17 protein-coding genes, 1 tRNA gene and 1 riboswitch are annotated in these 23,918 nt (G+C 46.3%); of the genes, 6 read left to right on the forward strand and 12 right to left on the reverse strand.

Going from position 1 to position 23,918, the window contains the following annotated elements:
• Positions 1-93: 93 nt before the first annotated feature.
• The 4 genes from J0M30_15905 to J0M30_15920 form a co-directional block, all read right to left on the reverse strand.
• Complete coding sequence (locus tag J0M30_15905; GenBank protein ID MBN8668982.1) at positions 94-2,133, reverse strand: thioredoxin domain-containing protein; 2,040 nt, start codon at positions 2,131-2,133, stop codon at positions 94-96.
• A gap of 415 nt (positions 2,134-2,548) precedes the next feature.
• Entirely contained in the window at positions 2,549-3,337 is a 789-nt protein-coding gene (locus tag J0M30_15910; protein MBN8668983.1) for a uroporphyrinogen-III synthase, read from the reverse strand.
• A gap of 40 nt (positions 3,338-3,377) precedes the next feature.
• Positions 3,378-4,289, reverse strand: a complete 912-nt coding sequence (locus J0M30_15915) for a DUF4271 domain-containing protein (GenBank protein ID MBN8668984.1) — start codon at positions 4,287-4,289, stop codon at positions 3,378-3,380.
• A 29-nt stretch (positions 4,290-4,318) separates the two neighbouring features.
• On the reverse strand, positions 4,319-6,130 hold the full coding sequence (locus J0M30_15920; GenBank protein ID MBN8668985.1) for a BamA/TamA family outer membrane protein: 1,812 nt from the start codon (positions 6,128-6,130) through the stop codon (positions 4,319-4,321).
• Positions 6,131-6,162: 32 nt separating this feature from the next.
• Here J0M30_15920 and hemW point away from each other — a divergent pair, with 32 nt between their 5' ends.
• Positions 6,163-7,278, forward strand: a complete 1,116-nt coding sequence (hemW, locus tag J0M30_15925; protein MBN8668986.1) for a radical SAM family heme chaperone HemW — start codon at positions 6,163-6,165, stop codon at positions 7,276-7,278.
• Positions 7,279-7,505: 227 nt separating this feature from the next.
• Here hemW and J0M30_15930 read toward each other — a convergent pair whose 3' ends face one another.
• The 5 genes from J0M30_15930 to J0M30_15950 form a co-directional block, all read right to left on the reverse strand.
• Complete coding sequence (locus J0M30_15930; protein MBN8668987.1) at positions 7,506-8,543, reverse strand: NAD(P)-binding domain-containing protein; 1,038 nt, start codon at positions 8,541-8,543, stop codon at positions 7,506-7,508.
• Positions 8,544-8,545: 2 nt separating this feature from the next.
• On the reverse strand, positions 8,546-9,922 hold the full coding sequence (locus J0M30_15935) for an efflux RND transporter periplasmic adaptor subunit (protein MBN8668988.1): 1,377 nt from the start codon (positions 9,920-9,922) through the stop codon (positions 8,546-8,548).
• 19 nt (positions 9,923-9,941) lie between these two features.
• Positions 9,942-11,390, reverse strand: coding sequence for a TolC family protein (locus J0M30_15940; GenBank protein MBN8668989.1), 1,449 nt, complete (start codon positions 11,388-11,390; stop codon positions 9,942-9,944).
• Positions 11,391-11,459: 69 nt separating this feature from the next.
• The gene (locus J0M30_15945) at positions 11,460-12,623 is read right to left on the reverse strand and encodes a PLP-dependent transferase (protein ID MBN8668990.1); all 1,164 of its coding nucleotides are present in this window, start codon (positions 12,621-12,623) and stop codon (positions 11,460-11,462) included.
• A 1-nt stretch (position 12,624) separates the two neighbouring features.
• Entirely contained in the window at positions 12,625-13,953 is a 1,329-nt protein-coding gene (locus J0M30_15950) for an amino acid permease (GenBank protein MBN8668991.1), read from the reverse strand.
• Positions 13,954-14,156: 203 nt separating this feature from the next.
• Here J0M30_15950 and J0M30_15955 point away from each other — a divergent pair, with 203 nt between their 5' ends.
• Entirely contained in the window at positions 14,157-16,193 is a 2,037-nt protein-coding gene (locus tag J0M30_15955) for a TonB-dependent receptor (protein MBN8668992.1), read from the forward strand.
• A gap of 237 nt (positions 16,194-16,430) precedes the next feature.
• Positions 16,431-16,620: riboswitch (cobalamin riboswitch) on the forward strand.
• A 100-nt stretch (positions 16,621-16,720) separates the two neighbouring features.
• Positions 16,721-18,661: a TonB-dependent receptor gene (locus tag J0M30_15960; GenBank protein MBN8668993.1), complete on the forward strand. Its 1,941-nt coding sequence runs from the start codon at positions 16,721-16,723 to the stop codon at positions 18,659-18,661.
• A gap of 79 nt (positions 18,662-18,740) precedes the next feature.
• Here J0M30_15960 and J0M30_15965 read toward each other — a convergent pair whose 3' ends face one another.
• Positions 18,741-19,796, reverse strand: a complete 1,056-nt coding sequence (locus J0M30_15965; GenBank protein MBN8668994.1) for an alkaline phosphatase family protein — start codon at positions 19,794-19,796, stop codon at positions 18,741-18,743.
• Positions 19,797-20,037: 241 nt separating this feature from the next.
• Here J0M30_15965 and J0M30_15970 point away from each other — a divergent pair, with 241 nt between their 5' ends.
• The 3 genes from J0M30_15970 to J0M30_15980 all read left to right on the forward strand — a co-directional run bounded on the left by J0M30_15970 (position 20,038) and on the right by J0M30_15980 (position 22,261).
• On the forward strand, positions 20,038-20,625 hold the full coding sequence (locus J0M30_15970; GenBank protein MBN8668995.1) for a MarC family protein: 588 nt from the start codon (positions 20,038-20,040) through the stop codon (positions 20,623-20,625).
• A gap of 180 nt (positions 20,626-20,805) precedes the next feature.
• A tRNA-Arg gene (locus tag J0M30_15975) sits at positions 20,806-20,877 on the forward strand.
• Between the two features lie 166 nt (positions 20,878-21,043).
• The gene (locus J0M30_15980; protein ID MBN8668996.1) at positions 21,044-22,261 is read left to right on the forward strand and encodes a site-specific integrase; all 1,218 of its coding nucleotides are present in this window, start codon (positions 21,044-21,046) and stop codon (positions 22,259-22,261) included.
• Between the two features lie 72 nt (positions 22,262-22,333).
• Here J0M30_15980 and J0M30_15985 read toward each other — a convergent pair whose 3' ends face one another.
• Both J0M30_15985 and J0M30_15990 read right to left on the reverse strand, forming a co-directional pair.
• Entirely contained in the window at positions 22,334-23,458 is a 1,125-nt protein-coding gene (locus J0M30_15985; protein MBN8668997.1) for a hypothetical protein, read from the reverse strand.
• Positions 23,455-23,901: a hypothetical protein gene (locus tag J0M30_15990; GenBank protein MBN8668998.1), complete on the reverse strand. Its 447-nt coding sequence runs from the start codon at positions 23,899-23,901 to the stop codon at positions 23,455-23,457. Before J0M30_15990 ends, J0M30_15985 begins: the two co-directional genes overlap by 4 nt.
• Positions 23,902-23,918 lie beyond the last annotated feature (17 nt).

Here is a 23,918-nt window from a genome sequence, read left to right on the forward strand (position 1 = left end):
AGGTTAAAATTTATTTTTTTAAATTCAAAGCTCTTTTACGAGGTAAAAACTCTAACGTCTTTTGTACTTTCTTATTGTATAAAGGGCAAAATTTCACCATTCATTTACACGGGTAACTGTCCTGAATTCCATTAAGTTACTAACGGGCCGGAGGCAGGAATAATTGTGGCAAACGTATACCAAACCATTTTCTTCCCCCTTTTTATCGTTCAGAAGCGGGAAATGGTTGTTTGGCCCTTTTGAATACATTATAATATTATGTGGTATGTATTGCGCCAAAATCTCCCGAAACAGGTCATCGGCCTTCTCCCCCACTACCGCGATCTCCCGGGTTCCGGCCACCTGCTCTAACAGGATACAGGCCCAACGGGCAAAGGAAGTTGGATATTTAATGATGGCCTGACCCAGAGAGGTGGTTATCCTCCGCCCTCTCTCCCCCCACTCGGGCCGGTCAAAATACAAACCGAGTTTGATCAGGTTTTGTGCCATCACCGAATTCCCCGAAGGCAGGGCGCCGTCGTATACCTCTTTTTTCCGGATGATCACGTCGGTTTGCCCGACATGAGTATAATAGAAATAACCGGTATCTGGTTCACTGAATTGTTCAATTACCTGTTGGGTCAGGTCCCTGGCCCGCTCGAGATAGTCTGTTTCACCCGTTACTTCCTGCAACTGGATCAAGGCTTCAATAAGAAAGGCAAGATCATCCAGAAAAGCAGGGAACCGGGCTTGCCCGGATTTATAGGTATGGAGCCACTCCCCGTCGGGTTGTACAAATACCCGGAGCTGAAAATCCATATTGGCTCTGGCCATTCGCAGGTAGTCCTTTTCTCCGGTGGCCGCATAGGCTTTGCAAAGTCCGGTCACCATCAACGCATTCCAACTCAATATCTGCTTGTCATCCAACTGTGGCCTGACCCTTTTTTCGCGGTAGGCCAACAGTTTTCCCTTTCCCTCTGCAATGATCCGCCCCAGATCAGGAATTTCCCCCATTTTGGCCACCCGGTCCCTTGCCACCCAGGGAATATTCCGGCCTTCCCAATTTCCTTCCTCCGTAATATCAAACCACTGGCAAAAAATCTCTCCCTCCTTTTCCGGCAACAAGCCGATCACTTCTTCCCGGGAAAAGGTATAATATTTACCTTCTACCCCTTCACTGTCGGCATCGAGTGCGGAATAAAACCCTCCTTCGGGGGAGGTCAACTCGCGTTCCACAAACCGAACCGTCTCGGCTATGACCTCCCGGTATTTCTCCTTTTTGGTCAACGCAAAGGCCTCGGCATATACCCCAAGCAATAAAGCATTATCGTATAGCATTTTTTCAAAATGGGGTACGAGCCACTCGGTATCGGTAGAATATCGGGTAAACCCACCCCCTATTTGATCATATAAACCTCCAAGGGCCATCCGGTCAAGGCTCAGCAAAGCCTGCGTTAATGCATCTTCATTCCTTGTCTCGTGATGATAACGAAGCAGGTACTGAATCACTCCGGTCTGAGGAAATTTGGGGGCACGGCCAAAACCACCCCAGGTCTTATCCGCCTGGCGAAGAATATTGACCGCCATGGCATGGGCATTTTCCTTTTGGTAAATGCTATCGGCTTCGGGTGATTGAATCCCAAATGAATTGGATTGGAGTAAATGCGCGGTCAGGTTCTCGGCCTGGGCATCGATCTCGTGGCGGCGTTCCGAAAAAGCCTGTACCACTCCCGTCAGCACATCCTGCCATGCGGGTCTGTTTTGAACAGGCTTTGGAGGAAAATAGGTCCCTCCATAAAAGGGTTTTCCCTCCGGGGTAAGAAAAACATTGAGCGGCCATCCCCCACTCCCGGTCATCGCCTGTACGGCATCCATATAAATATGGTCGAGATCGGGTCTCTCCTCCCGGTCAATTTTGATATTGATGAAATGGGTGTTCATGATCGCCGCGGTCTCCTCATTCTCAAAGCTCTCCCGTTCCATCACATGACACCAGTGACAGGCAGAATAACCAATACTGACCAGTATGGGCTTCTGATCATTCTTTGCTTTTTGAAGCGCCTCTTCACCCCAGGGATACCAATCTACGGGGTTATGGGCATGTTGTAATAAATAAGGACTTGTTTCGTGAATGAGACGATTGGTGTGGGACATGGGGCAAAGGTAGGGATGACGGATGACGGATGACAGATGACGGGAAAGGATGTTGGATGTTGGATGTTGGATGTTGGATGACGGAGGACAGATGACAGATGACAGTTGACAGAGTTTCTACAATTGACCATTCCTTTGCCCCGGAGGGGCACCCCATCTGTAGCCCCGAATTATTTGTATTTCCCAAAGGCTCCGGAGGAGCCTCCTAATAATGCAATGATTTAATCAGTAATATTTGATCGACCGGAAATTAAAATTGAATGATTAACCGGCGACCCCCTCCGGGGCAAAGAAATGGTCAATTGCAGAAACTCCGTCATCTGTCATCTGTCCTCCGTCATCCAACATCCAACATCCTTTCCCGTCATCTGTCCTCCGTCATCCAACATCCAACATCCTTTCCAGTCATCTGTCCTCACCCCTGACTATTCAAAAAAACCTCCAGCGCAGCTACCATACTCGGTACCTGAGGACGTGGTGCCTGAATACCGATCTTCATGCCTGCTTCTTCCAGGGCTTTGGTGGTATTGCTACCAAAAGCACCCAGTATGGTTCCGTTCTGACGGAATCCCGGCATATTATCAAAAAGGCTTTTTACACCGCTGGGAGTAAAGAGACAGATGACATCATAGGAATTCTTTACCAGAATATCCTTGACATCATTGCTTTCGGTGCGGTACATGAAGGCGAGTGAATATTCACAATTATTCTCTTTGAGCCAATTGCAGATATCATTGTCCTGCTGATTCTCGGAACATACATACAGGAATTTCTCGTTGGCCTTATGTTTGTTGATGGCATCAAACAGGCTCCTGTTGGAACCATCGGCGCCATAAAACACTTTACGTTTGCGGTAAAGAATAAACTTCTGCAGATAGAGTGCCACCGCTTCTGTGATACAGAAATACTTTGTATCCTGTGACACATTCACTTTCATTTCTTCGCAGGTGCGGAAAAAATGATCAATCGCATTCCGGCTGGTGAAGATCACCCCGGTATAGTTGACGATATCAATCTTTTGTTTGCGGAATTCCTTGGCCGGTATAGGTACCAACCGGATTAGCGGATGGAAGTCAAGCGCAACTTTATACTTCCTGGACAGCTCGAAATAGGGCGATTTTTCGCTTTCTGGCCTTGGTTGGGTAATCAGAATCCTCTTCACTTTTCCTTTGGGTTTGATGATGGCATCCCTTTTATTTGTCATAAGGCTCAGCTCAAAAGTTTTGCAAAGTTAACGACTTCTTTTAAATAACAAGCAATAACAGCTTGTAGATCAAGACAAGGGGAATGATCTCAAATCCGAATATGTATAACAGGAAATGGAATAGATTGACTTTAACCCGGTTACGTGATAATTGAAAGGTTAAAACAATTCGATAAAGCCAGGCCAGTGTCAGTCCCACAAAGGAAAAATAGAGTGCAAATTGGGCCAGGGACGAACCAGCCAGAAAGATCAATACGAGACAGGGAAGCAAAAACATCCCGATCATCTTATTGATCATAAATACAATAAAGGAATAATCATCCGCAGGATCAGTAAGCTGGAATAACCAGCCAGAAAACTTGAGGGTCGCGTATTTTCCTAAATAAATAGCACAAAGCCCCCCGGTAGCATACAGGGCTTGTATCCAGAAATTATCTACTTTTTCCAGATTATAATAGTTAAGCAGGAAACTAATATACAAACCTCCGACAACGAGAAAGAAGATGTTCAGCAACAACGATGGCAAGGGGGTCTGCACCAATTGCTCATACAATTGTCTTTGCTTTAGGGTACGTTGAAAAAATATGCGGAACAGGTCAGCAAAATATTTGGGGAACAATTTCTTTAATATCCCAAGAAATAAAATGAGCACTACCAGCACATAGAAAAAGATCTCTTTCCCCTGAAAATCCCGTTTGGGGGGATCCTTGCGTGGCGGTGGCGGAGGAACAGCCCTGGCCTTGGCGATCGAGTCATTCAGGTATTTCACCTGGGCAAGACTATCGGCGATCCGGATGGAGTCGAGCTTTGCACTGGTGGTATCTATTATCACCGGTGGTATGACAACGGTCCTGACCGTATCGGGTGGGACAGAAAGACTGTCTGGGCCCTGCGCGGATACGGACCGGGAAAACCAAATAAACAGGAATAAAAGAAAATAGGGCCTCATCATGTTGCGGCAAAAGTAGATAAATCTTAGCGCTAGAAATAACTTACAAAACCGACATGGACTTTGGATTGCTGGAGGTTGATCCGGGTATCGTCCCTTTTGCCTACCGCCCAGGCCAGATTGAATACCCCGGCCTTGGTTTCAAAGGCCAGACCCAGACCGGTACTAAAATAACGGTGTTTCTGTCTGTTCTCTCCCCTTGAGCCGCCCCAACCGCCGTCGGTAAAGACATAAAAAAAAGAGTTCAACCCAATGAGGTAGCGGTATTCAAGGGTGGCCACCAGGTATTCGGAGAGGTATTGACTTTCTTCGTCGAAGCCCCTTAAGAGCTTAAAGCCCCCGATCTGAAACAATTCATTCCGGAAAATGGATCCGCTCTGGAACCATCCGCCGTTTAGGGAGGTGCGGATCACGCTTTGCCCCTTTAGCCGGAAATACCGCGAAGCATTAGCCTTTACCCGGAACTGATAAGAACTGAGCTTAACGGTATCGTATAAACGCTCAAAATCATAGGCCGGGTCAGATGGGTCTTTCAATTCCACAATCTCATTGTTCTTTCTGATCTTTTTTGTCCCGGCTGTACCCGTAAGCTGTACCACCCAACCTTTCCGGGGATTGTTGCGATAGTCTGTTTGATTCCATTCATAATCCAATCCCAAATTGGAGGAACTGACATCTGCAATATCCGGCAATCGTCTTGTTTGCAGAATGGTGGCTGTATTGATGCCACCCTGGCTCAGGATGGTTTGAAAACGCTGAAAGAAGAGACTGACCGTTCGATTCGCCGTAAGGGCATATCGTCCGCCAAACTGCATATTTACATTGAGAAAAGAACTGTCCTTGCGAAACATGTCAAAGGCAAGGTCGAGACCCAGGTTGGATTTAAAAATAAAGGGTTGCCGGAACAGGATATTGAGCCGGGGAGATTTGACCTGGAGCTGTTGCCAGTTGAGGCCAAAGATCTCTCCATTTCCCAATGCATTATTGAGCCGGATATTGGCTTCGCCGGTAACGAGTAATCTTTTGGAGGAAAACTGATCGCTATTGGGAAGAAAACCCACCAGAAAATTGATCTGGCTGCTTTTCTTGGGTTTCAAATGAAGGTTGAGTACCGAACCTGTGCCCAGCAGGCTGAGGTCATAAGGTTTAATTTCCTCCACATAATTCAACTCGAGTAATCGGGCGGATATCCGTTCCAATTTAGAGCGGTCAAAAAAACTTCCATTGGGTATCTCCAGAAAACGCTGAAGGAAAAAATTAGAAATCTTTGCACCCCCGTAAAGACGAATGCTGTCAATTTTATAAGCAGGGCCCTTATCCACCACCAATTGGCCTGAAAGGCTGTCGCCATTCACCTGCATGCTATCAAAATAGATACGGCCAAAAGGATGACCATTGTTTTCCAGGTAACTGAGCATCCGCTGTTGCAAACCCTGGTTGAGTTGGATGTCAAGCGGTTTACCTTCAAATCCGGAGGCCTTCCAGCCAATAGCATCCAATAAAGCGGGGTCCACCCGGCGTGTATCCAATTTGTTCCAATAATAAATACTCCCGGCATAGATCACTACCCGGGCAAATGTAGAATCATAGGAAATAGAATCCAGGGAAGCCGTGATATACCCTTTTTCCTGCATCAGGGCGGGCAGCCCGATTACATATCGGGTACAGGCATCCCTGTCGGGAAAATCCTGGGTCAGGCGTAGGGTATTGGTAAAAAAGGAAAGCGGTTTATCTACCGGAACGATCTCCAGGCGGTAGCTGCCCTGGGCCATGGCATAACTTGCCAGGACCAGGAAAAACTGGATCCCTACAAGACTCCTTAGATGCTTTCGTACTTTTGCCATGAACATCGATACAAAAATAGAGAACTCCTTACGTGGCAGGTATTTATCTTCATATCCCTTTTTGCCGGCAGGCTTGCCACTATTGCAATTTCCACTTTACCACTTCTCTCCGGCGTAAAAACGAATTAACCGCCGCTTTATTGAAAGAGATCGATATCCGTCGTGATTACCTGGGGGGCGAACCCATAGAAACCATCTATTTTGGCGGGGGCACACCCAGTCTCCTCCATCCGGATGAACTGCGGTCCATCCTTGAAAAGATACACCAGACCCATTCAGTGTCCGGGGAGGCGGAGATCACCCTTGAATCCAACCCGGATGATATTGAAATAGGGATGCTGGAGGCCTGGAAGGGATCAGGCATCACCCGGCTCAGTATCGGAATTCAGTCCTTTTTTGACGAGGACCTCCGTTGGATGAACCGGGCGCACAATGCGGACCAGGCATTGAAGGCCCTGGAATGGGTGATGCGTTATTTTCCCAATACCACAGCCGACCTGATCTATGGAACGCCCTATCTGACCGATGAAAAATGGAAACAAAATCTGGATCAGCTGCTGGGTTTTGGTGTACCCCATATCTCCTCCTATGCCCTGACCGTAGAACCTCAAACCCTTTTACACAAAAAAATAGAAAAAGGCCTGAGCCCGGATGTGGACCCTGACCGCCAAGCCCGGCAATTTCTGCTATTGATGGAAAGAATGGAAAAGGAGGGATTTGAACACTATGAAATCTCCAATTTTGCCAAACCGGGTTTCCGCAGCCGGCATAATTCATCGTATTGGGATGGGAAGAAATACCTGGGCCTTGGTCCCTCAGCTCATTCTTTTGATGGCACATCAAGTCAATGGAATATCGCCAATAACAGCCGGTACCTGAACGGCCTGGCCTTCGATGAATTGGTATTTGAAAAAGAGATCCTGACTCCGGTACAACGGTTGAATGAATACATCATGACCTCGCTGAGGACGCTTGAAGGAATTGACCTGGAAAGGATACCCGCTGATTATCGGGATCATTTACACAAAGCCAGCGAGAAGTATATATTGGATGAGACCCTGCGACAGGAAGGGGCCAGATTGATACTTACCCGAAAAGGGAAACTCTTTGCCGACGGAATTGCCAGCGATCTCTTTCGTGATCAGTGATGGCGGTGGCGAAAGTAAAGCCAGGCCTGCCGGATCACCAGAGAGAGCACCATCAGGGAGATGGCCATGGGTCCTATACCGTGAAAAGAAAGAGGCATTTTATTTAGCTTTTAGCTGTTAGCCTATAGCGTGTAGTTTACATCTTTTGCCATTTGTTTCTTAAAATTCCTGTTCGATACAAACTCTAAAAAACGAATAACTAACCACTAAAGGCCTAAAGCTATATTTCAGACCAGCACTTCTTCCACCCGTTTAAACCCTTCTTTCGCTTTAACATTTTCCCAGAGAATCTCGTAAATCGTTCGGGCTATCGGCATATCCGCACCGATCTGTTTATTTATTTCAAACACACAACGCGAGGCGTTGTATCCTTCTGCTACCATGTTCATTTCCAACTGCGCTGTTTTGACCGAGTAGCCTTTCCCGATCATATTCCCAAAACTGCGGTTACGGCTGTAGAGGGAATAACAGGTTACCAGCAAATCACCTAGATACACACTCGCTGCATAGTTGGCTGATTTCTTATGGGTTACCGGGTCTTCACCTTCGTGTATCCCTACCTCGATATGGTGGATACCCACTTTGCGAAGAAAACCCGCCATTTCATCCGCACAATTAGCGATCAACACACTCAGGAAATTATCACCATAATCCAGGCCATGCGCCATTCCTGCTCCCAGTGCATAAATATTCTTCAAAACCGCGGCATACTGCACTCCATAAACATCACTGTTGGAAATGGTGTTGAGGTAGCTGGTTTTAAAGTATGACGCTATTTCAGCGGTCTTGGTTTCATCTTTACCGGAAAAAGTGAGATAGGAGAGTTTTTCGGAGGCTACTTCTTCCGCGTGACAGGGCCCCATGACCGTAAAGTACTGGGAGATATCCACCTGAAAATCATCGTTCAGGTATTCATTGATGAGGATATTCCTTTCAGGCAGGATGCCTTTTACAGCTGAAATAACAGTTTTACCTACCCAGTCGGCCGGCTTTAATACCGAAAGCGTTGAATAGACATACGCTGAAGGCACTGCCAGCAGTACGGTATCAGTGGCTGCCATCAGCTCCCGTATATCCGTGTGCAGGGTAAGCAGTGAGGTGTCAAAATTTACCGAACTGAGATAGGTCGGGTTATGTTTTCGGGTGGCTATATGCTCCACCATGGACTCCCCCCGCACCAGCCAATGGATGGGATGCCTGTTATCGGTCAGTAATTTGGCAAGCGCGGTAGCCCAGGACCCCGAGCCTATGATTCCAACATTCATTTCTAATTCTTCGTTTCGAACAACTTGTCCTTGTCCACCTTGGTCACTTTGGCGCCATCTTTCAATGTTTTGCTCACCACATTAAATGGTCCGGAAACAACCTCTTCTCCACCTTTAAGTCCGGTCTTGACCTGTATATTATTGATGTCCTGGATACCAGTGGTCACCACGGTTTTCTTCACCGTACCATCGGCCTGAAGAATGAAAACTACTTCTTCCAGTTCATCAAGGTCTACTGTAGGTTCTGATTCTTCTCCGTTTGATTCGTCAGGTTTATTGTTCTTTTTCTCTTCTTTTTTCTTGTCATCAATGGTTTTATCACCGCCTTTAACACGGGTAGCTACTGCATTGATCGGAACAGCGAGTACATTTTCAACCCGGCTGGTTTTGATATCTGCACTGGCATTCATACCGGGGCGGAAGGGGAACCGGCGAGGTTTGGCGGGATCGATCAGGTCTTTGTAGGAAGCGGGGTCAAGACGGATCCGCACTTCATAATTCGTAACATCTGTAGCGCTGGTCAGTGAAGTACTCTTCACACTGCTGGCGATCTGCGTCACTACCCCTTTGAATTTGCGGTTATTGTAGGCATCCACTTCCACATCGGCAGAATCACCGATGCTAACTTTGATCACATCATTTTCTCCTACATCCACACGTACTTCGATCACCGACATATCCGCTACGCGCATCATTTCGGTACCGATATTAAAACTGTTACCGGCCACACGTTCACCTTTTTTCACAGTGAGGGCAGAGATTACTCCGTCCATCGGCGCAACAAGTGTTGTACGGCTCAGGTCTTTATTGGCCCGGGTCAAACTGGCCTGGGCACTTTGAACACCGGCCTTGTTTCCACGAATGCCTTCTTTCGCTGCATTATAATTGGCCAGCGCTGATTGATAGGCACTTTCGGCTTGTTCAAATTCCGCTTTGGAAATGATCTTATCATCCAGTAATTGCTTCTGACGATTGTATGTCCGTTCTGCCTGGTCGAGTGTAGCCTTCAGGGCATTCAACTGAGCCGAGCTGTTGGCGGCCACTGCTTCCTGCTGATTGACGGCAGCTGCGGCCTGGTCACGTTGTGTAGCATAGATATCTGCATAGATACGGGCAAGTACCTGGCCTTTCCGTACGCTATCCCCTTCTTCCACATTCAGTTCTACTACTTCCCCGGAGATATCCGGACTGATCTTGACCTCAATTTCGGGATAAACTTTTCCGCTTGCATTCACGGACTCAACGATGGTCTTATTGCCGACCTTTTCTACGGACACCTTGATCCCTGTTTCTTTTTTGCCTGAAATCAATTTCCCTATAAACAATATCGCGATCAAAGCACCCAGGCCGATCAATATCCATTTAACTGTTTTGCTCATGTTGTAATTTTTGAAATACTTATAATTTGATGCCCTGGCCTTTATAAAATTCCAGCAGTTTCATTTTAAATACAAAATCATATTGCGAGTACAATACCTGGAAGCGCGCGCGCTGCAGGTTGGTCTGACTCGTCACCAGTTCAAAAGAAGAAAGCAGGTTCAGGTCATACCGCTTCCGGGCATAGTCATATGACCGTTGCGCTGTAGCAAGTGAAACCTTATCGGCATTGAACTTTTGCATGGAGATCATGGCGTCGTTGTACGCTTTATAAATATCCTGTTTCAATTGCAGGTCGCCATTTTGCTTTTGCAATTCAAACTGGCGGATATTCAATTTCGCCCTTTCCCAATTGGTACGGGAAGCCTTTCCATTGAAGATCGGTACGTTCAGGTTGAGGGTGATACCCTGACCAAAGTTGGTCCGCATCTGTTTGCCAAATGCATCGGGTTTGACCACGGTCACCACCGTATTGCCATTGACCACAATGGGTCTTTCCACATCATAAAAAGTACCGCCGTTATTGGCCCGTAACCCGGAAGATGTATATCCGGTGATCACCTGGTCATATATCGGTACATCTTTAAATGAAACATAGTTGGAATACAGACTACCGCTGGCGCTGATGGAAGGATAGAGCCTTCCTTTAGCCGCTTCAGCTGATTTGCGGGCAGCCAGCAATCGCAGTTCATTTACTTTTTGCTGGGGCAAATTGGCCATGGCAGATGCGTAAACTGTTTCAGGTAACAGATCGGCCAGGGCTTCCAATGGAATCTGGTCCACAGGCGGTGTAGCCACATCAAAGGGAGTGGATGCATCCATCGCCAGTAATGCCTTTAATTGAAGGATGAATGCCTGTACACTTCCTTCCGCCGTGATATAGGAAGAACTGTCACGCGCCAACTGGGCTTCCAGTTCGGCGGCATTCAATTCGGGAAGTGATCCGGCGCTCACGCGTTTCCGTGTGTCATTCAATTGCGCACGGGAAATGTCCACCTGCGCTTTGGCAATATTCGCTTGTTCCCGGGCCAGCAGCACTTGCAGATAAGCTACGGCCACATTGAGGGAAATATCATTCTGTATTTTTTTAACCTGCTCCCGCTCTGCCTCATAGCTGATGCGGTTGGCTTCTACGGTGTTCTTCTGGGTAAACCAATTGAAAACGGTCACCTGACTTTGCAGGCCTACACCCGAGCTGAAGATATTGTTGTTTTCAAATACACCGGTGGTGGGGTTTTCCGCCAAACCAAATCGGAAACCGGCATTGCCACCAAAATTCAAAGAGGGGATCCGATCGGCATTGCTTTGCTTATAGGTCAGTTCGGCTATACGGGCCGTGATATCCTGTCCTTTTACCGAAATATTATTGGCCAGTGCGTAGTCCACGCATTTGCGCAGGTCCCATTTTTCCTGTGCTGCCATGGATTGAAAAAGCAACAGGGCAGCAGCCAGTTTGAGGTAATTTTTCATGATGAGGCAAATTTAGGTCAAATGGTTTTGCTTATTACTGAATTGTGACAAACGGATGAGAAAAATTACCTATCTGATCGAAGAAAATCCCTGTTCGAGGTCTTTTATCAGGTAGTCCGGTTCTTCCAGGCCCACATACATCCGGATATACCGGTGTTCGGGATTGGCCGGATCGAATTCAGCGGGTTTCAGACCTGCACATTTGGGAATGACAAGGCTTTCGTGCCCGCCCCAGCTTACGGCCATCAGGATATGTTTCAGGGACTCACAAAATCGGACGATCTCCTCCATATTTTTTGTCTTCATCACAAACGTAAACAACCCAAAGGCATCCTTCATCTGGGCCCGGGCCAGTTCATACTGGTCAAAATCAGGGTCAAAGGGGAAGATCACCCGTTCTACCTGGGGGTGGGCTTTGACAAATTCCACGACTTTTCGGGTACTGGCAGAAATTCGTTCCAACCGGGTTGGGAGGGTACGCAGTCCGCGAATGAGTAGCCAGGCATTAAAGGGCTGTATCCCCGATCCGATATTGAGGTATTCACTATCAAATATTTTCTTCATCATGGCGTGGGAACCGGAGAGTACTCCACCCAGGGTATCACTATGTCCGGAAATGTATTTGGTCGCCGTTTGCATGGACAGGTCGATCCCCATAGGGGCCGTTTGCTGATACAATGGAGTGCAGTAGCTATTGTCAATAAGGGTGATGATATTCTTTGAGCGGGCAAAGGCCGCGATGGACCGGATATCCTGCAAAGCAAAATCCCAGCTATTGGGAGATTCCAGATAATAAAAGGTCGTATTGGATTGGGTGGCTTCAAAATAATTCGTCGTTGTACGACCATCCACATAGGTGGTGGTAATACCAAACCGGGGCAGGATATTGTCAAACATCTTTTGCGCCCAGGTATATGGTTTAGCGACAGATACGATATGATCCCCGGATTTTACATTTGCCAAGACAGCCGCAAATATGGCGGCCGCACCATTATTAAATACCAGACAATCCTCGGCCCCATCAAGCGCGGCTAATTTTTTCCGAAGAATATCCACGGTAGGGTTCAATCCCCGGCTATAGAGGTAACCCCCCATTTCATCTTCAAAAGCCCGGTGCAGGTCTTCGACCTTTCGGAAAGCAAAATTGCTGGTTTGGATAATGGGTGGGGAAACGGCATTGAAGTACTGGTCTCTTTCCTCCCCCCATTCATTGATGATCTGGGAAATATCCATCTCAGACATGTTTTTTATTATAAAAAATAAAATATATCCCCAGGAATAAGCTGAGCAAGCCTACACCGATCAGTGCGGCCTTTACATCTTTAATAACCACGCCTACCGCGATCATAAAATAACTAAAAACAAAAAAAGCGGCGAGCATGGGGGTGAACCGGTTCCAGGTTCCGGTGACCATGGCCTCATTGGTTTTTCTTTTTCTTAAGATAAAAAGGGTGGCCGCGGAGGTGCTCATGCCAATGCTATCGAGAAACATGGTAAAGTTGAGAATATTATCCACCCCTTTTCCAAAAAAAGTAACCACAATGGTGACAATGGAGAAGGTGGCCAGCCCAGCCACCAGGGCTTCGGTTTTGGGATGCCGGTAGGAAAATATTTTGGGAAACACTTTATCCTCACTCATAGCATACATCACCCGGGGATTGCTCATCAAGAGAATATTTACATAGGCGAGAACGGAGATGAACATCAGCGCGTCAAAGACCTTGCCGCCGGCCTTTCCAAACCAGGCTTCACAAAGCAAGGCTCCGATGGCGGAGGCATTTTTCATTTTATCATAACCGATCACCTGGGTATAGGCCACATTGATCAATAAATAAAGCAGGATAACGATCAGGATACCGATGATGATACCCTTGGGGATACTGGTGGGTGATTTGGCTTCACTGCCAAAATTGATGGTTTGCTGGTATCCTCCATAGGCAAAACAGACCGGTATCAGCGAGATCAGAAACAGGGATACGGCATCTTTATCGGCCAGGGTAAAAAGGGGAGATCCCTCCTCGTACCCATGTGGCTCGATCACCACGCCTTTGAGCACACTGGCAATAAGCAATACAACCAATCCCACTTTAACAATGATCAACACATTCTGGGTACGGCTGCTTGTTTTTAACCCAAATAAATTGACCACAAAAAACATAGCCACGGCCACGATGGCGACCATGGTATTAAAGAATACCCCACTGGGTTTGCCGTATAGAAGGTCGCTTACATAGTCGGCGCCGATCAGGGCTACCACGCCCAGGGAGGCGGCATTACTGATGAGTATGATGGCATTGACGGAAAACCCGACGGCCGGGTGGTAACATTGGGCAAATACTTTGTAATACCCGCCCATGGCCGGAAGGCGCTGCCCGATCTCCGCATAGGTAAGCGCACCACACAGTGCAATGACCCCACCGGCGATCCAAAGCAAGAAAAAGATGGAGCTGGTACCAGAGGTAGCGGCTACCGAGGCCGGGTTGCGAAAGATCCCCATTCCGATGACGAGGGAAACAACAATAAGGCTGATGTCAAACAGGTTGAGTTTGTTCTTGGCAGTCATGGGTGAAAGATAGGGTAAAATCTCTTCGTGTGCTTCGTGGTTCTTTGTGTCCTTTGTGGTACGTGAGGCAAGTCTTGCGTAGGAGGACACGAAGGACACAAAGAACCACAAAGGACACAATGGACACAATGGACACAAAGGAAATGGTCTATTTTTGAGGAATGAGATCGGGAATAATAATCGCTTTTTGTCTTTCCGTAAAAATGGTAACGGCACAGGAAGAAAGGGATTCGGTGAAGGCCCTCGAGGAAGTAACCGTGCGGGCCTTTGAGCAACATGGGGCAAAAAGAAATTCGACTACTGCCGTCATCCGGGTCATTGAGCCGCAGCCAGCCCTCTGGAACAACAAGACCTCCCTCGTATCCGCATTCAATACTGTTCCCGGTGTACGGATGGAGGAAAGATCGCCCGGTAGTTATCGCATCAATATGCGGGGAAGTTCTTTGCGTTCGCCCTTTGGTGTCCGCAATGTAAAAGTGTATTGGAATGATATCCCGGTGACCGATGCCGGTGGGAATACCTATTTCAATCAATTTGCCATTAATAATTTTTCGTTTATCGAGGTCAATAAAGGTCCGGCTGCGAGTATGTATGGGGCCGGCACCGGAGGTCTTATCCTGGTCAGCAGCCTCGAACGGTGGAAGCCGGGTGTATCACTGGAATATATGACCGGAAGCTATGGCTTGCAGAACCTTTTTGCTTCAGCCCAATTTGGGCGAAAAAGCAAACTGGGAGATTCACTGGGTTGGGTCTCGCAAAACCAGGTGACCTATTCCCATAATGAAACCGATGGTTACCGGGCACAGAGCCGGATGCGCCGGGATAATATCAGTTGGGAATCGAAATTGAACGTTTCTGACCGGCAACAGATTCGCGCTTCGCTGCTATATTCCGATCTCTATTATCAAACACCCGGTGGACTGACCTATACCGAATACCTGGCCGATCCGCGCGCGGCACGTCCGGCAGTGGGGGCTTTTCCATCAGCCGTCAATGCCAAAGCCGCTATTTTTCAAAAAACACTTACGGCCGGATTTACCAGTGAATACCAGATCAACAGCCACCTGCTCAACCGTACCACCTTGTATGGGGCACATGCAGAAGTCAGCAATTCGGCGGTGCGCAACTATGAACGCAGAAAGGAACCCGGTTGGGGCGGGCGGAGTGTATTTGTTTTTCTCAAAAAAAATGAGGGGAGAGAATTTCAGGCTGTGACCGGTGCCGAATTTCAAAAAGGATATTTCAATACCCAGGTATTCAGTAATCAGGGTGGTCATCCTGATACAGTGCAGACCAACGACGATATCGCCTACACCACTTATAGTCTGTTTGCACAGGCACATTATTCCATGCAAGATTCCTGGTTGTTTCTGGCCGGTGTCAGTGTAAATAAAACAAAAGTGGGTTTTACCCGGTACAGCGCAACACCGGTTTGGCAGGCAGATCGCACGTATAAAAATGAGATCGCCCCGCGCTTGTCGGTGAAAAAGACCTTCCGCAACGATCTTTCGATATCGGCTATCCTTTCCCGTGGTTTTTCCCCTCCTACCATCTCCGAATTACTGCCTTCTACGGGGGTTATCAGCACCGACCTGGAAGCGGAATATGGTTGGAACCGTGAGTTGACCCTGCAGCATCGTTTATTTAAAAAACGACTTGATGTTACGATCACCGCTTTTTCTTTTACCTTAAATAAAGCCCTTGTACAGCGGCGCGATATTTCAGGCGCAGATTATTTCATCAATGCCGGTAAGGTCAATCAGCGGGGGATTGAATCCAGCCTGCGGCATTTACTCTTTTTTCCAAAACGGTCTTTGATTGATTACCTGGACCTACAAGGGGCATTCACCTACCACCATTTCCGTTACGGTTCTTTTATCCGGGGCAGTGATGACTTTACCGGGAAAACAGTTCCCTCTGTTCCTTCGCAAGCTTATTCGATGCTGGCATATGTAATTCTAAAAAATGGTTTATATCTCTCTCTGAATTTTTATGCAGCATCGAAGATCTATTTGAATGATGCGAATACGGCTGTAGCTTCTCCCTATGAAATTATAGGAGGGCGTATGGGTTGGAAAACAAGCAAGAAGAAAAAATGGAACTTTGATCTGTATGTGGGAGGTGATAACTTATTGAATGAGAACTACAGCTTGGGAAATGATATTAATGCGGCTGGTGGGAGGTATTTTAATGTGGCGTATGGAAGAAATCTGTTTGTCGGCGTGATGCTTAACCGCTAAGACTCAAAGACGAGAGAGATTCACGGCAGAGAACAAGAGGGCGCGGAGTTTCGCAGAGTTTTTACCGCTTAGTCGCCATGACGCATAAGTACGCCATTGATAAATTAAATAGTTAATAACTAAATCCTTTCTCTGCGTAACTCCGCGTCCTCTTGTTCTCTGCGGTAAATCCCTTGCGCGCCCATGCGCAAAACCCAACATTGTTGAAAACTTTTGAAATAAACCCATTTTCTCTCTCTACATTTGCACCGACCTGGTTCCTCCAACGAGGATGAAAAGGGAAACCGGTGTAAATCCGGTGCTATCCCCGTAGCTGTAAGTCCCGCTTATGCGGTCCAGTCACAAAGCCACTGCACGCCTCCAGCGTGTCGGGAAGGCGGTTGGACCGGGACAAGCCAGAAGACCTGCCAGATCAGCAATACTTATTTGCTTTCGGGTGAAAAGCAGGAGATGTAAAAGTCGAGGGACATTTATATTTCTTACTCTTTTAGTTTCCGGAAGCAGTCACAAAAAAATTTTTTCTAAAAATGAAAAGAAAATTTTTTGCCGTGACTGCCCTGATCGCCATCGGCAGTCCGCTTCTCGCGCAACAAGACAGCTCCATTCTCAACCTGGATGAAGTGGTGGTCACCGCTTCCAAGACGCCCCAAAAACAAAGTGCTACGGGCAAGGTCATCACAGTCATTACCAAAGAACAACTGGAAAAAAGTGCCGGCAAATCCTTGGCCCAGGTACTGAATGAACAGGCTGGTGTGGTTGTCAATGGCTCTTTGAACAATCCAGGCAGTGTGCAAACTCTTTTTCTCCGTGGTGCTTCCAATGGCCGGGCCCTGATCCTGGTGGATGGTATTCCGGTAAATGATCCTTCTACCATTACCAATGATTTTGACCTCAACCATTTCTCCATTCAGGATGCAGAGCGGATCGAGATCTGCAAGGGCGCACAATCCACACTCTATGGCAGTGATGCCATTGCAGGCGTGATCAATATCATTACCATTAAAAAAGATCTCAAGACCCCTTTTGGTTTTAAAACAACCAATAGCGTGGGTAACCGTAACAGTATCCGCAATCAGTTTCAGGGATATGGAAAGGCGGGCAAGTTTCAGTACATTGCCCGGTTCTCGAATTATTCAACCGATGGGTTCTCTTCCGCCACCACTCAAAATGGAAATAGCGGATTGGAAAGGGATGGCTACGATGGCCATACGGCCAATGCCTCGCTGCAATATGAATCGGGTACCGGCTTTTCCATTCGTCCTTTTGTACAATACAGCCGTTACCAATCCGATGTAGATGCCGGGGTATTTGCCGATGACCGGGATTATTGGATCCGTAATAAGAATATCACCAGCGGCGTGAACCTCCGGTATCAAAAAGGACGCGTGACCCTGGTGGGTAATTATCAGTATGGCGAGCTATCCCGCATTTATCTTAATGATAGTTTACATACGCCTGGTTTTACCTTGTTTGAAGACAACCGGTATGATGGCCGCACGCAGTTTGCCGAATTCTTTGGAAATATCCGGTTGAATAAATTCGCCAGCTTACTGGCCGGCACCGATTATCGTTGGGGAAACATGAGCCAGTACTATTATTCCGTCAGTGGGTTTGGGCCCTACCTCAGCCAGTTCAATGATACATCGATGAATCAGGTATCCGGATATGCTTCCTTGTTTCTTCATTTTCTGAATGAGGACCTGAATATTGAATTAGGAGGGCGACTGAACAGTCATTCCAAATACGGCGGTAACAGTACATTCACCATCAATCCATCCTATCGCATCAATGCGCATTTCAGGGCTTTTGGCAGTGTGGCCTCGGGTTTTAAGGCCCCGACCATCTATCAACTGTTTGATGTATTCAGCGGTACCCCTTCCTTAAATCCCGAACGTTCCATCAACTATGAATTGGGTATTCAGCATACCGGAAAAAAATGGAGCAACCGGATCGTTTACTTCTATCGGGACATTGACAATGGGTTGGATTTTGATTATAACAGTTTTGTGTACTTCAACTTTGTAAAACAAAAAGTACATGGTGTAGAATATGAATTCACCGCGCAGCCTACGGAAAAATTAACTCTTTCCGGAAGCTATACTTTTTTAGGTGGGAAGGAAACCACCCAAAGCCGGAAGAATTTTTCCGACACCACCTATAATTATTTATTACGCCGCCCACAGCATGCGGTCAATTTCACATTAGGGTATCAGTTCAATAAAAAACTGGATGCTTCCCTCACCGCCCGAAGCATCAGCAAACGTTATGACCTGGGGGGTTATCAAATGGAAGATGTGGTACTGGATGGATATTTCCTGCTCAACGCACATATCCAGTACAAGTGGAAAGAGCATATCCGGTTTTTTGCCGATGGCCAAAATCTGTTGGACAAAACGTTTTTTGATCTCCGTGGATACAATTCGCTGCCGTTTACGGTTGTTTGTGGATTAGCAGTTGATATTAAATAAGGAATAAGAAACAAAAAATAAGCAATAAGAAAAGAGAGGATTATCCTTTTTTTCTTATTGCTTATTTTTTTCTTATTCCTTATTTTCCTTGCATCATTCCCACCGCCAATCCTGCCACATCCTTTTGCCAGATCTGTTGTTCTTCTTTTACTTCTCCGAGGGCGGGAATATTAGGTCCCAGCATGGCCAGCCAGGTTTGCGAGGAGCCTTTGATATGCAGCCCATGGCCTGTCCACCGGGTATCGCGTTGCCCGCGGCCATGATCGGTGGTTATGATCAGGGTCGTATTGTCTTTGTATTCCGGGGTCGTTTGTATCCAATGCCAGAGTTCCCCAACCATGCGGTCAAATTCATTTGCTTGTTGCAGGTAGAGGTCATAGCGACCCTGGTGGGCAAATTCATCTGTTTCACCAAGTCCTAAAAAAACGAAGCGCGGGTGTTTCTCGGCCATGTATTCTTTCGCAGCGATAAACGTCAGCCGGTCGTGGCGGGTATGTTCTTTTTTATAAATGCCTTCTTCCTGCAAGCGGTTCAGGTAGGCGGAAGTTTCGGTAGTCAGAGAGAGTGAGTCGTAGCCACTGTTGATGGGGAGATTTGATCTTTTTTCATTTAGAATATAGGGAAATACATCCCATGAACTAAAGGCCGCCACCTTTCCTTCAAAATCAGGCTGGCTATTCATGTATTCCAGGATATTCCGGTTCGGGTTATTCTTTTTCCCGTTTGAAAAAATACCCAGGTCGGTATTTCCCGTTAGTATTTCATTGTATCCCGGATAAGAGATCGAATAGGCGTTGGCGGTATTGACCTTATTGTTGTGTTGACGGTTGCCATAGAGTTGGCCTTGTTTGGCGATCACGCGCCAAAAGAATGGCATCAGTCTTTCCCTTCTTTCTTCCGGAGTATCTCCATCATAAAGCCAGCTAAGGGTTTCCCCTTGGGGGGTATAATCTGGATCCTGGAGCAGATCAGGATCGGCTCCCTTAAACATTTCCTGCCAGCGAAAACCATCGGTAGTAATGAGGATAAGGTGCTGAACCGGCTTTTGCGGTACCACAGGCTTTTTTGGGTGAGGCTTAAAGCCCGGCGTGATCAATGAAGCGAGGATAAGGAAGCTTATCCAGTTTCTTTTCATTAGTGCGGAAAAAGGTTGCGCAAAGATGGAAACTGTTTGTGAACGGAATGTTATCGGATATTTAGGAAATAGTTATTTAATAGAAAGGGGTTCTCGCAGCGTTCGCAGCGAGGCAACGGTCGCTGCGGCTGTACCTAGGTCAGAAATGGAAGGGCCGCCGCGTCCGCCAAATTCTCTGCGGGCGCTGCGAGAAACCCCCTGCTATTCTCGTAATCACCATAACTATCGCTACCTTTAACCTATGGACTTCTCCCTTAATTTCAACCAGCTTCTTACTGTCACTTTCACGCTTTTTGCGGTCATTGATATAGTCGGGTCTATTCCCATTTTGATCACCTTGAAACAAAAGATGGGTGAGATTCGTGAGGCGCGTGCCACACTGGTATCGGGAGCGTTGATGATACTCTTCATGTTTGTAGGCGAGGGATTTTTAAAAATATTGGGCCTGGATAAAGAGGCTTTTGCTGTGGGTGGTTCCATTGTGATCTTTATCCTTGGATTGGAGATGGTGTTGGGGATGGAGTTTTTCAAGAGTGAGAAAGATGTAAAAGCCGCGACAGTGGTACCCATTGCCTTTCCGTTGATTGCCGGTTCGGGAACTTTAACCACGATCATGTCCCTGCGTGGGGCGCAGTACAATGAATTCACCCTGCTGGTGGCTATACTCATCAACCTGATCATCATTTACCTTGTACTTCATTCCCTGGGTCGGATCGCCAGGATCCTTGGTCCGGCAGGCCTGCTGGCTGTACGTAAATTCTTTGGGGTCATTTTGCTGGCGATTGCGGTGAAGATCTTTGCGGCGAATGCGAGTCATTTGATGCATTAGGTCGGGAGTCGGATGTCCGGGGTCAGAAGTCGGGAGTCCGACGTCAGAAGTCGGCAGTCCGGCGTCGGATGTTATAAGTTTTAGTATAAAATTCTGACTCCGGTCCCCGGACCTCCGACTCCCGACACCAGACTTCTAACCTCATTTTTTCGGGCTAAAACGCTATCTTTGCCCCCCTCCGGCCTCGTAGTACAATGGATAGTATAAGAGTTTCCGAAGCTCCAGATACAGGTTCGATTCCTGTCGAGGCTACACTCCAGCTAAATTAATGGGAATTAAAAAAACAGAAAACCTTACGAAGTCATTGACTGGTAAGGTTTTCTGCGTTTAAGTACTCTTTTTAATTCCCGTGAACTCCCGTTAATTCGTTTACGGTTTTGTTTACGGTTTTTTTAAGAAATCTAAAAACGACCTTTGTATGGTGAGTATCCCGAGTATTGCTGTGGTGATGAACTGGAGAAATGAAAACAATAAATCCGGACTGTATCCGGTGCATATCCGTATTAAGCAGGGGAACTTTGCACGGTATTACCGGGTCCCAACTCCAATCAAAATAAGGCATGATCAATGGGCAGGGAAAGAAGGTGCCTGGATCAAACAAAATCACCCCTTCGCCTTTGAGATCAATAATAAGATCATCGAGATCAAAGGGCTCATTAACGAGTACATCAAACGCACGGTCAACTTCGGCAAGCCGGTAACTGTGGAGGGTATCATTGCCGGCCTTACCAATAAAGGAGATAATAAAAGTTTTCTGGACTTCATGCAAAGCTATATCAGCCGGCCTCCTGAAAAACTGGAACCTAACACTATTAAGAAATACGCCACCACGCTTACGCATTTAAAGAAGTTTAAAAAACAGATCCTCTTTGCGGAGATTGACAATACACTACTCCGGGATTTTAGCCGCTTCATGCAAACCGAACTGGAACTCGGCGGTGCAGCGACAAAAAAATATTTGGAAGCTTTTAAAAAAGTGCTCCGTCATGCCCGCCGGGAGAATTATATATCGCCACAGCAAATGGAATTTCTGTTTGATGGATTAAATGTCCGGGTACAAAAAGCAAAAAGAACATTTCTGGATTTACAGGAAGTGAGGAAATGGAAATCCCTGACATTTACCGAAAACCAGCAACACCTGGAACGTGACCGGGATATGTTCCTGTTCCAGATATATACCGGGTATTATTTTAAAGACCTGTTGATATTTACAAAAGATCATCTGCAAATGGATGAAGAATATGGTCATGTGATACTCGGTGCAAGAGATAAGAACGGAAATCAAACAATCATACCACTTTTTAAGTTCCCTTATGCGCAAACTATATTAGAACGGTATCGCTCCAGGGCATCAGATAAGTTGGTATTCGATAAGCAGTACCTGGTCGAGGAACCCGTTTACAACCGTAACCTGAAAGAGATCGCAAAAATGGCCGGTATCCATAAAAATATTACCAATAAGGTAGCACGGCACACCAATGCGCAGTTATGGATCAGGTACGGGGCAGAAGGAGCTGTGCTTTCTAAAATGATGGGGCATACCAAGCAGGAGACTACCCGGAATTACTATGATGTCAATTTGCCGGAGATAGTGGAAGGAACAAAGCGGGTGGATTTTGAAGCGATGGGGATTTAAAATATGTAGCAATCCGGATGACAAAACCAGTAAGATGAATGCTTTGAATATATTTATAATTTAAAGGTCACACTATATAATAGTTCCGATTGCTGTGATTTTTTGTTCCTCCCAGTCCTTATAATTAGGAGAATTAGCAAGAACTTCAGTCCAGGCCTCATTAAGAATCTTTGATATTGGTAAATCGAATTTTCTCAACTGTTCTGGATAAGATCGTAGGTCAATCTTTTGACAACCCTTAATTACAGACTGACCCAAGGATTCGATCAATACCTGCGGAAAAATCTCACCATAATTGGGCGGAACTGGGTTCTTTGTACTTAAAAGAAACGCCTGCCACAATTGGTTTATCTGTTTAACCTCTTTATTAAATCCAAGTTGATTTAACATATAAAAAACAGCCCGCATTCTCGCTTCATCTGAAGGGTGACTTGGAAAATCGGCATAAATTCGATCCTTACCGCTGCTAAGCGTCGATATTTTTAAATTTGTATAGGCATATGCCGGTCCAACAAGATAAGTAGCTATAAAATCACAGGTAAACTCCATTATCCAGCCATTCAGCCAACTCGCATGTTTGTCACGGTAAAAAGAAATCAACTTTGGGTCGCGCTGTTCATCAACAACCCGTTGCTCTCCATCCCGGTAAAATCTATCAAGTGTGGGAAGAAAGCCATCACGCAGATCTGCCCTATGCTGTTTATCGATTAGATGCCCAATTTCATGATAGAGGTCTGGAAGATTGAGAAGATTCTTTTCCTCACCGGTGGGAACTGCAATAATATTATAGGAAGGCAATGCCCAATAATAGCTTTCAGAGTTACTGATCGTTGTAATTATTGGCTCGGATTGAAGACAATTAATCTCTTTGTAAATCCTGGTAATTTTTTTCTTAAAGTATTTTTCAGGTTCTCCGTAATTAATGATCACCAGGTAACGGAATAGTTCAATTGTCTGTAGTCTTTCAGTAAACGTATTATACTTTACAATCGTAGAACTCGCAAGAGCGGGTATTTCCAGATCTCCTGATTGAATAAGTTTTGTAATATCCTGGTGCAGCTGCTCCAACAGCTGAATAGTACGTGCAAGAAAAGCCTTATCAATTTCAGGGTTAATCCCATCACCCCTAAGACGGGCCAGCATCTTCAGTGCTGCATTAGCCTGATCAACAAAAATACCTGTTAAAAACTGCGTCATCCTCTTGCAGTTTTTAATTTCCTGAACAAATTGTTTCTTTCCGTATCCAGGGTAGCAACGAGAAAATCCATCGACTGCAGATCAGCCTCTGTAACAGTCTGCTTTTCCTGCAGATGTTTTTGAAGACGTTTCAGGTCCTCGTCCAAGTAAACATTTTTTCGAAGCCTCGCTTTATAGTCATCCATGACGGTCAGGGGTATAAATTTCTTTTCCGCAATGGTATCATCATGTAATAAATCAAAAACGTTCAACAAAAAAACCAATAAGTTATCGCTTGCCTGGGCAATTTCATCCGATGAAATTTTCAGGTTTGGATATTTTGTCCTGCTGGTCGCATCCTGCAACAAGGTTTGTTTTTTAAAAACGATCACTGAGTTATTGATTTTTTCTGAAATATCGACCAGTTGATCGTATTGATTCGACAATGCACTGATATCGCTCATAATAATTTTTTGAATAG

It is taken from the genome of Chitinophagales bacterium, from assembly GCA_017303415.1.
Lineage (GTDB): Bacteria > Bacteroidota > Bacteroidia > Chitinophagales > Chitinophagaceae > SpSt-398.